This window comes from Rhodoferax sp. (assembly GCF_039922535.1).
GTDB lineage: Bacteria > Pseudomonadota > Gammaproteobacteria > Burkholderiales > Burkholderiaceae_C > Rhodoferax_B.
Genome location: NZ_JBDTEM010000474.1, coordinates 1 through 9,330 on the forward strand (window position 1 = coordinate 1; position 9,330 = coordinate 9,330).

The window sequence follows — 9,330 nt, forward strand, 5'->3', positions numbered from 1 at the left end:
CAAAAAAGGAAACCACCCTAGCCCCGCTTTTTCAGGCCCAGTTTCCTGCGTCCTTCTTCGGGGGTCAGCGTGCGCGCGCCCATCATGCTGATGATGGTGTTGGCCCGTTCCACCAGCGACCCGTTGCTGGCGGGTACGCCCTTGTCCAGCCAGAGGTTGTCTTCCAGGCCCACGCGCACATTGCCCCCCAGCAGCACGGCCTGCGCCACCATGGGCATTTGCATGCGGCCAATGCCAAACCCGGCCCAGGTGGCACCCGGCGGCATGTTGTCGGCCATGGCCTTCATGGTGGTGGTGTCGGCGGGCGCGCCCCAGGGGATGCCCAGGCAGACCTGGAACAACGGTGCGTCGCCCAGCAGACCTTCTTTCAGCATCTGCTTGGCAAACCACAGGTGGCCGGTGTCGAACACCTCCAGCTCGGCTTTCACGCCGAGCTCCAGAATGCGCTTGGCCCCGGCGCGTAACTGGGTGGGGGTAGACACGTAGATATAGTCGCCATCGCCAAAATTCAGCGTGCCGCAGTCCAGCGTGCAGATTTCGGGCAGCAGCTCTTCGATGTGGATCAGCCGGGCCAGCCCGCCGACCAGATCGGTGCCGGGGCCGAACTGCAGCGGGGCTTCGCCCGCGCCAATTTCCAGGTCGCCACCCATGCCCGCCGTCAGGTTCAGCACCATGTCCACGCCACTGGAGCGGATACGGTCCACCAGTTCACGGTACAGCGCCGGGTCGCGGCTGCCCTTGCCGGTCTCCGGGTCGCGCACATGGCAGTGCACCACGGTGGCTCCGGCTTGGGCCGCCTCGACCGCAGCGGCAGCGATCTGCTTAGGAGTGACGGGAATGGCCGGGTGGCGGCCAACGGTATCGCCCGCACCGGTGACAGCGCAGGTCAGGATGACATCATGGTTCATGCGCGGCTCCTTTACAGACCGAGAGACGTACGCACGGCAGGTAGGCCGTCTTTGCCGTCATAGGTTTTGACACCTGCCAACCATTTGGTGAGCAGCTCGGGGTTTTGCTTCAAGAAATCTTTGGCAGCGGTGGCGGGCAGCACCTTGGCCATGATGGGCACCATCAGGCGGTTTTCCACATCGGTGCTGAAAATCAGGTTGGACACCAGCTTGCCGGCGTTCGGGCAGCGCGCCAGGTAGTCATTCGCCACCAGGGTTTTGACCTTGGCTTCGCCAAAATTGGCGCCAAAGTAGGCATCGCCGCCCGTCAGGTAGCTGATCTGCATCTGGATGTTCATCGGGTGCGGCTCCCAGCCCAGGAACACCACCAGCTTCTTCTGCCGTATTGCGCGCTGCACCTCGGCCAGCATGCCCGCTTCGCTGGACTGCACCAGCTTGAAGCCGCCCAAGCCCAACTCGTTCTTGTCGATCATTTGCTGCACCTTGGCGTTGGCACTGCTGCCCGCTTCGATGCCAAAAATCTTGCCGTCCAGCTCTTTCTGGAACTTGGCAATGTCGGCAAAACTCTTCAACCCCGCCTCATTGGCATAGGCGGGCACGGCCAGCGTGGCCTTGGCACCGCTCAGGTTGGGCGTAGGCAGCACGACCAGGTTTTTAGCCTTGACCAGCGGATCGACCATGCCGTCCTGCATGGGACTCCAGTAACCCAGCGACACATCAATCTGCTTGCTCTTCAGACCCGCAAAAGAAATGGGCACCGAGGCGATGGTGGTGCTAGGGGCGTAGCCCAGGCCCTCAAACACCGTGGTCGCCAGCGCAGTGGTGGCAGTGATGTCGCTCCAGCCGATGTCCACAAAGCGGATTTTTTTGCAGCTTTCGGCATCCTGGGCCACTGCGGGTAAAACATACATTGCCGCCGCCAGCAGGCCCGCAGCTTGAAGCCATTTTTTCATCATGTTCCTTTGGAATAAACACCGCAAACAGCGCCAACCGCCTTGCGATAGATGAAGTTTGCCGAGGGGCGCACTTAAAAAACGACGCATTGCGACCAGTCGTTGCACTGCTGCGACCCCACGGGTTTTCCCATCTGCTACAACCTCAGCCCATGCCTGCTCCCGAAGATCTGTACTTTTTGCTGCTGCCCGCGTTTTCGATGATGGGCTTTGTGTCGGCGGTTGAACCGCTGCGGGTGGCGAACCGGTATCAAAAAGACCTGTACCGTTGGCACATCCTGAGCGTGGACGGCGGCCCGGTCACCGCCAGCAATGGCATGTCACTGAATGCGGAAAGCTCGCCTGACTTCGTAGACCACGCCCCCAGTCTGTTCATCGTGGGCGGCTTCAACCCGCTGGAGCACTACACGCCTGCGCTGGGCAGTTGGCTGCGGCGGCTGGACCGGGCGGGTACGGTGTTAGGTGCTATTGACACCGGCAGCTTTCTGCTGGCCGAGGCCGGGCTGCTGCAACGCCAGAAGCTGACCCTGCACTGGGAGGCGATATCCGCCTTTGTAGAGCGCTACCCGGCGCTGGCCGCCTCGGTGACGCAGGAGCTGTTTGAAATCGACGGCCAGCGCATCACCAGCGCGGGCGGCACGGCCTCCATCGACATGGTATTGGCGCTGATGGCCCGCAAGCATGGCCATGCGTTAGCCACCGAAGTGTCTGAACAGTTTGTGCTGGGCCGCATCCGCAACCCGTCGGACCACCAACGCATGCAAATTGCCGCGCGTTACGGCATCCACAACAAGAAAACCATCCAGGTCGTGAGCGAGATGGAGCGGCACATGGAAGAGCCCCTGTCGCCCGACGCACTGGCCGACAGCATCGGCGTGACACGGCGCCAACTGGAGCGGTTGTTTGCCACCCACCTGAAAGACACGCCCTCGCACTTCTACCTGGGCCTGCGACTGGACCGGGCGCGCCAACTCCTGCAGCAAACCGAGATGCGCATCATCGAAGTCAGTGTGGCCTGCGGGTTTGAGTCGCCCTCGTACTTCTCGCGGGCCTACCGCAGCCGTTTCCACAGCCCGCCCAAGCAGGACCGACTCGCCAGTTAGGCCCAGAAACGAAAAAACCACCAGAACCTAGGCTCTGGTGGTTTTTTGCTTTTTGCTGTGCTGGCAGCGCACCCTACAAAACGGCGGACAATGGTGACACCGTCCGGGCGGTTTGCTTAAAAGATTTAAGCTGCGACAGGTGCGGCCACGAGTGCCTTCACCTTGGTGCTCAGACGGCTCTTATCGCGAGCAGCCTTGTTCTTGTGGAAGATGCCCTTGTCGGCAACCGTGTCCACCACGGCTTGCATCTTGGCAAACAGCTCGGTGGCTTTGGCTTTGTCGCCAGTCAGAACGGCTTTTTCAACGTTCTTGACAGCGGTACGGTATTTGGAACGCAGCGAGGTGTTTGCAGCGTTAATCTTGACGTCTTGGCGGACGCGCTTACGGCCCGACGCAAGGCGTGGGTTCTTTTTCTTTGGTTTGGTTGCCATAATATTTTTCCTTGAGATTGTTAGAGGATGATGCCAGCAAAGCCCACGAGTATAGCAGTTGGGCGCTTGCACCCCCAGCCGGGCTACACTGGATGGGTGAGTCTCTTCAAATCTGCTTCCACCATCTCCCTGCTGACCCTGGCTTCCCGCGTGGCGGGTCTGGTCCGTGACCAGTTGTTTGCCGCCACCTTCGGTGCCAATGCCATGACCGACGCGTTCTACGTGGCGTTTCGCATTCCCAACCTGTTCCGCCGCCTGTTTGGCGAAGGCGCGTTCAGCCAGGCCTTTGTGCCCGTGCTGGCCGCCAGCAAAGCCAAAAACGGGCTGGAAGCCACCAAGCTGCTGATCGACCGCGTGGCCACCCTGCTGACCTGGGTGCTGGTGCTGACCTGCGTGCTGGGGGTGCTGGGCACGCCGCTGCTGGTCTGGGCCATGGCCGGAGGTATGCAGCAAGAACCCCAAGCCTACGCGGCCGCCACCACCATGACGCGCTGGATGTTCCCCTACATCCTGTTCATCTCGCTGGTGTCCATGGCCTCGGGCATTTTGAACACCTGGCGCGTATTTGCCGTGCCTGCCGCCACCCCGGTGCTGCTGAACATCGCCATGATCGCCGCCACGCTGTGGGCCACGCCCTGGTTCCGCAGCCACGGCATTGAGCCCATCTATGCGCAAATCATCGGTGTGATGCTGGGCGGCATCTTGCAACTCGGGGTGCAGATTCCAGCACTGAAACGCCTGGGCCTGTTTCCCAACATAGGGCATACCTGGTCACTGGTGCGCGCCGCCTGGGCTGATGACGCAACCAAAAACGTCGCGAAACTGATGGTTCCGGCCCTGCTGGGTGTGGGCGTAGCGCAGATATCCCTGTTTATCAACACCCAGATCGCCTCGCGCCTTGCCCCCGGCAGCGTGAGCTGGCTCAGCGGAGCCGACCGGCTGATGGAATTCCCCACCGCCATGCTGGGCGTGGCCCTGGGCGTGGTGCTGATGCCGCAACTGGCCGGTGCCAAAGCCGCCAACGACCCCAAACAGTATTCGGCCATGCTCGACTGGGGCCTGCGCCTGGTGGTGTTGCTGGCCGTGCCCTGCTCGGTGGCGCTGCTGACGTTTGCCACCCCGCTGGTAGCGGTAATCTTCCACTACGGGGCCTTCACCGAGCGCGACGTGGCACAAACCGCGCTGGCCCTGATGGGCTGGGGCGTGGGCTTGCTGGGCGTGGTGGCTATCAAGGTGCTGGCCCCGGGCTTTTACGCCAGCCACAATATGAAGACCCCGGCGCGCATTGCCGTGGCGGTGCTGGTCATCACCCAGTTGCTGAATCTGGTGCTGGTGCCGCTGTTCCAGCATGCGGCGCTGACGCTGTCGGTGGGCCTGGGCGCACTGATCAACGCTAGCTGGCTACTGTTCGGCCTGCGGCGGCGCGGCAGCTACCTGCCCATACCCGGCTGGTGGAAATTCATCCTACAGGTGCTGGCGGCCAGCGCCTTGCTGGCGGTATTTTTGATCTGGGCGACCAGTGCCGTGCCCTGGACCCACTTTGAAGGTGCAAAATTGGAACGGGTTGGCTATCTAGCGCTGGTTCTACTTGCGTCGGCAGCTATTTATTTCGTAGCATTGTGGGCAGCAGGAATGAAGTTACGTAAAGTGGTACACCCCGGCGGCATTTAAACTTGACGCTGCGCTAGTGCTCTAATAAAACCAGATTATGCAAATCTCCTACCAAGCCCCCACACCGCTTGAATATTTTGCGGCGCTGGTCCAGAGCGATGAGCACTTCCCGCTGCTGGAGGCGGTGACCAGCCTGGCGCAAGACGAATACCCCGAGCTGGACATGGAACAGGTGCTGGGCGATGTAGACCAACTGCTGGCCCGCCTCAAACGCCGCCTGCCGCGCGACGCGGTGCCGCTGCAGCGGCTGCGCTCTCTGAACCAGTTCTTCTACCGCGACCTGAACTTTGGCGGCAACGTCAACGACTACTACGACCCTGACAACAGCTACCTCAACGCCGTGCTGCGCACGCGCCGGGGCATCCCGATATCGCTGGCCGTGGTGTGGATGGAGCTGGCCCAGGGCATTGGCCTGGTGGTGCGCGGCGTGGCGTTTCCGGGGCATTTCATGGTCAAGATCAACCTGCCCAAGGGCCAGGTGGTGATGGACCCGTTCACCGGCCAGTCGCTGAGCCGCGAAGAACTATCGGAACGGCTAGAGCCCTACACCCGGCGCAACGCGCTGTCTGACGATTTTGAAGTGCCGCTGGGCCTGTACCTGCAGGCCAGCCCACCGCGCGACATCGTGGCCCGCATGCTGCGCAACCTCAAAGACATCCACACCTCGCAAAGCGACTGGCTGCGCCTGGTAGCGGTGCTGAACCGCCTGCTGGTGCTGCAGCCCGATGCCTGGAGCGACTACCGCGACCGGGGCCTGGCCCACGCCGCCCTGGGCAACAGCGCACTGGCCGTGGAAGACCTGGAAAAGTACCTGCTCTGCGCCGAAGACCCCTTGGATGTTGACAGCATCGCTTACCGCATCAGCACGCTGCGCAGGGCAAAGAGCTAACGTCCCGCCGCCAGCGTAGCCTGCGCACCCCGGGCCCCCACGGCCTGCTTGCGGTACAGCACCAGCGTGGCGATCAGCCCGCACAGCGCCGCAAACGTCATCCATAGCGCCGGAGCCGCCTTGTTGCCGGTGGCTTCGATCAAGCCGGTGGCGATGGCCGGCGTAAAGCCACCAAAAATCGCCGTGGCCAGACTGTAGGCCAGCGAGAAGCCCACGGTGCGCACTTCCACCGGCATCACCTCGGTCAGCGCCACCACCATAGCGCCGTTGTAGCTGGCGTACAAAAAGGACAGCCACAGCTCCACGGTCAACATCTTCTCAAAGCTCGCCGCGTTGGTCAGCCAGGTCATGGCCGGGTAGGCGCTGACGATGGTCAGCACGGTAAAGAACAGCAACAGCGGACGGCGGCCAATGCGGTCCGAGAGCGCGCCCATCACGGGTAGCCAGATGAAGTTGGAAATACCCACACACAGCGTCACGACCAGCGCGTCGGTAGTACTGAGGTGCAGCACGCTTTTGCCAAACGTGGGGGTGTAGACGGTGATCAGGTAGAACGAGACCGTGGTCATGGACACCAGCATCATCCCGGCCACCACCAGGCCCCAGTTGTCCAGCATCGAGCGGAAGATGGCCCGGGTGTCCGGCCGGTGCTTGCGCTGCATGAACTCCTCGGTTTCCTGCAGCGAGCGGCGCAGCAGAAACAGCACCGGCACGATCATGCAGCCGATAAAGAAGGGCACGCGCCAGCCCCAGGCACCAATTTCCAGCGGCGTAAGCCAAGTATTCAGCAGGTAGCCCAGCGCTGCCGCCACGATGATGGCCACCTGCTGGCTGGCCGACTGCCAGCTCACATAAAAGCCTTTGCGGCCCGGCGTGGCCATCTCGGCCAGATACACCGACACGCCGCCCAGCTCTACCCCGGCGGAAAAGCCTTGCAGCAAGCGGCCCATCAGCACCAGACCGGGTGCCAGGTAGCCGATGCTGGCATAGCCAGGCACGCAGGCGATCAGTACCGTGCCGGTAGCCATGAGGGCCAGTGTCACGATCAGCCCCTGCCGCCGCCCTACCCTGTCCACATAGGCACCGAGAAAAATAGCGCCCAACGGCCGCATCAAAAAGCCCGCACCGAAGGTCATGAAAGTAAACATCAGCGACGCAAACTCATCCGCCGCCGGGAAGAAGGTTTTGGCGATGTAAGTGGCGTAAAAGCCGAACAGGAAGAAGTCGAACATCTCCATGAAGTTGCCGCTGGTGACACGGAGCACCGTGCCAAACTTCGACTGCGCGGGGGAGGCGGTCATGCTTGTCATTTTTTTGGATGTGAACAGGGGAAATGGGAGCAGTCTGGCGTAGACAATCAATTGCATTGTCTGCCTGCCGCCGCGCGCCACAGAGGGTGCGCAGCCAGCTTTACCGCCTATTCACACTGCTTTACGCCACCGTATTGCAGCACCCCAAAAGCTCAGCGTGCCGCGGGGGTTTCGGCCAAAAACAGCGCCTGCAAGTCGCTCAAAAAGTCAAAGCCCCGCACCGTGGGCCGTACCCGCACGCCGTCGCGCTCCAGCAGGCCTTTGCGCTCGCCCTCGGCCAGACCTTTCTGGATGCTGGTCAGCGGCAGGCCGGTGCGTTCGGTGAACTTGGGTAGCTCAAAGCCGTCGCGCAGACGCAGGGCGTTCAGCATGTACTCGAACGGCAGCTCGGCGCGGGGAATGTCGTCGTCCTGCGCCACCGCCTTGCCCGCCAGGGCGTTGGCCATGTACAGGTTGGGCTCGCGGTACCGCACCTGGCGCACGATGCGGTGGGCAAAGCTGAGCTTGCTGTGGGCCCCCGCGCCAATCCCCAGGTAGTCGCCAAATTGCCAGTAGTTCTGGTTGTGCACGCAGGCGTGGCCGGGCAGCGCGTAGGCCGAGACTTCGTAGCGGTCCATGCCAGCAGCCAAGGTCATCTCGGTGATCTTGTCCAGCATGTCGTAGCCCAAGTCTTCCTCAGGCACCTGCGGCGGAAACTTGGCGAAGTAGGTATTGGGCTCGATGGTCAGCTGGTAAATACTGATGTGTTTGGGCCCTAGCGCAAGCGCGGTCTGCATATCCAGCTCTAAATTCTGTAGCGTCTGGCCGGGCAGCGCGTACATGATATCGAGGTTAAAGGTGTCAAACGACTGGGCCGCCTCCTCCACCGCCGCCAGCGCCTGGGCACTGTCGTGGACGCGTCCCAGAGCTTTGAGGTGCACGTCGTTAAAGCTTTGCACGCCCACCGACAAGCGCGTCACCCCGGCGCTGCGGTAGGCGCGAAAGCGGTTCTTCTCGAAGGTTCCGGGGTTGGCTTCCAGCGTGATTTCGCAGTCGGGCTCCAGCTTGAGGCGGGCGCGGATATCGCCGATCAGCCGGTCGATCGCCTGCGGCGAAAACAGGCTGGGCGTGCCGCCACCGATAAAGATGCTGTGCACGGTGCGGCCCCAGACCAGCGGCAGCGCGGCCTCCAGGTCGGCCATCAGCGCGTCGATGTAGCGCTGCTCGGGCACTTCTGCGGTCGGCGTGGGCGCGGCCAGGTTGGCGGCGGGATGTAGGGTCTGCGCGCCGTCGGCCCGCAGCTCGTGCGAATTGAAGTCGCAGTACGGGCATTTCTTCAGACACCAGGGCAGGTGCACGTAGAGCGACAACGGTGGCAGCGCGGCCAACTGCAGCAGGCCGGGGCGCATGTGGTGTTGCAAATCCTTCATGGCAACCAACGCTCGCGCATCAGGGCCAGCATGGCACGCGACGACTGGCCACGGTGGCTATGGGCGTTCTTCACCTCGGGGCTCAGTTCGGCAAAGGTTTTGCCGAACTGCGGCAGGAACATCACCGGGTCAAAGCCAAAGCCGTTGCTACCCTGCGGCGTGCGGGTGATTTCACCGACGGCCCGGCCCACGGCGATCAGCGGCTCGGGGTCTTGCGGGCTGCGCACCGCGACCAGGGTACTGACCAGGGCGGCGCGGCGGTTGTCGATGTGCGCCATCTGCTCCAGCAGGGCGCGCACGTTGTAGCTGTCGCTCTTGGGGTAGCCAAACTGGGTGGCGTAGTACGCCGTTTGCACGCCCGGCAGGCCGCCAAAGGCATCCACGCACAGACCCGCGTCGTCGGCCACGGCGGGAAGGCCGCTGTGGGCGCTGGCGTGCCGGGCTTTGGCCAGGGCGTTTTCGACAAAGGTGTGGAACGGTTCCTCCGCCTCCGGGATGCCCAAAGCGCCCTGCGCCACCAGCTCTACCCCCAGCGGGGCGAACAAGGCCTGCAATTCAAACAGTTTGCCGGCGTTATTGGATGCCAATACGATTTTCATAAAAAATGGGGCTCCAGCGCAGGTACCACCTGCGCTGGCAGCTATTATTTCAATAGT

General features: G+C 62.4%; 9 protein-coding genes. 3 read left to right on the plus strand and 6 right to left on the minus strand.

All coding sequences use genetic code 11. The features are described from left to right. Window positions 1–17: 17 nt before the first annotated feature. Window positions 18–908, minus strand: coding sequence for a 3-keto-5-aminohexanoate cleavage protein (locus tag ABI213_RS22420; RefSeq protein WP_348028726.1), 891 nt, complete (start codon window positions 906–908; stop codon window positions 18–20). An 11-nt stretch (window positions 909–919) separates the two neighbouring features. Then, window positions 920–1,864: a choline ABC transporter substrate-binding protein gene (gene choX / locus ABI213_RS22425; RefSeq protein WP_348006042.1), complete on the minus strand. Its 945-nt coding sequence runs from the start codon at window positions 1,862–1,864 to the stop codon at window positions 920–922. A gap of 149 nt (window positions 1,865–2,013) precedes the next feature. On the opposite strand from choX, the gene ABI213_RS22430 reads away from it, so the two are divergent. Further along, window positions 2,014–2,964: a GlxA family transcriptional regulator gene (locus tag ABI213_RS22430; RefSeq protein WP_348006041.1), complete on the plus strand. Its 951-nt coding sequence runs from the start codon at window positions 2,014–2,016 to the stop codon at window positions 2,962–2,964. Between the two features lie 125 nt (window positions 2,965–3,089). Here the strand turns inward: ABI213_RS22430 and rpsT are convergent, their stop codons facing one another. Then, window positions 3,090–3,398: a 30S ribosomal protein S20 gene (gene rpsT / locus ABI213_RS22435; RefSeq protein WP_295957209.1), complete on the minus strand. Its 309-nt coding sequence runs from the start codon at window positions 3,396–3,398 to the stop codon at window positions 3,090–3,092. 93 nt (window positions 3,399–3,491) lie between these two features. Here rpsT and murJ point away from each other — a divergent pair, with 93 nt between their 5' ends. Continuing rightward, the gene (gene murJ, locus ABI213_RS22440) at window positions 3,492–5,066 is read left to right on the plus strand and encodes a murein biosynthesis integral membrane protein MurJ (RefSeq protein ID WP_348006040.1); all 1,575 of its coding nucleotides are present in this window, start codon (window positions 3,492–3,494) and stop codon (window positions 5,064–5,066) included. A 37-nt stretch (window positions 5,067–5,103) separates the two neighbouring features. Beyond that, a complete protein-coding gene (locus ABI213_RS22445; protein WP_348028728.1) occupies window positions 5,104–5,955 on the plus strand; it encodes a tetratricopeptide repeat protein in 852 nt (283 codons plus the stop codon). Here ABI213_RS22445 and ABI213_RS22450 read toward each other — a convergent pair. From ABI213_RS22450 to rdgB, 3 genes are all read right to left on the minus strand, one after another. After that, window positions 5,952–7,265 carry an MFS transporter gene (locus tag ABI213_RS22450; RefSeq protein ID WP_348008275.1) on the minus strand — a complete coding sequence of 438 codons (1,314 nt, stop codon included), beginning with the start codon at window positions 7,263–7,265 and terminating at the stop codon, window positions 5,952–5,954. The two genes, ABI213_RS22445 and ABI213_RS22450, sit on opposite strands and share 4 nt — an antisense overlap. Before the next feature lie 152 nt (window positions 7,266–7,417). After that, window positions 7,418–8,674, minus strand: a complete 1,257-nt coding sequence (hemW, locus tag ABI213_RS22455; RefSeq protein WP_348008274.1) for a radical SAM family heme chaperone HemW — start codon at window positions 8,672–8,674, stop codon at window positions 7,418–7,420. Beyond that, a complete protein-coding gene (gene rdgB, locus ABI213_RS22460) occupies window positions 8,671–9,273 on the minus strand; it encodes an RdgB/HAM1 family non-canonical purine NTP pyrophosphatase (protein WP_348008273.1) in 603 nt (200 codons plus the stop codon). The genes hemW and rdgB overlap by 4 nt, the downstream gene beginning before the upstream one ends. Between the last annotated feature and the right edge of the window lie 57 nt (window positions 9,274–9,330).

Excerpts from the sequence above, each read along its gene's own strand:
- ABI213_RS22420 (WP_348028726.1), bottom strand. The coding sequence starts at position 908 with ATGAACCATGATGTCATCCTGACCTGCGCTGTCACCGGTGCGGGCGAT.
- ABI213_RS22445 (WP_348028728.1), top strand. The coding sequence starts at position 5,104 with ATGCAAATCTCCTACCAAGCCCCCACACCGCTTGAATATTTTGCGGCG.
- ABI213_RS22430 (WP_348006041.1), top strand. The coding sequence starts at position 2,014 with ATGCCTGCTCCCGAAGATCTGTACTTTTTGCTGCTGCCCGCGTTTTCG.
- choX (WP_348006042.1), bottom strand. The coding sequence starts at position 1,864 with ATGATGAAAAAATGGCTTCAAGCTGCGGGCCTGCTGGCGGCGGCAATG.
- ABI213_RS22450 (WP_348008275.1), bottom strand. The coding sequence starts at position 7,265 with ATGACAAGCATGACCGCCTCCCCCGCGCAGTCGAAGTTTGGCACGGTG.
- rdgB (WP_348008273.1), bottom strand. The coding sequence starts at position 9,273 with ATGAAAATCGTATTGGCATCCAATAACGCCGGCAAACTGTTTGAATTG.
- hemW (WP_348008274.1), bottom strand. The coding sequence starts at position 8,674 with ATGAAGGATTTGCAACACCACATGCGCCCCGGCCTGCTGCAGTTGGCC.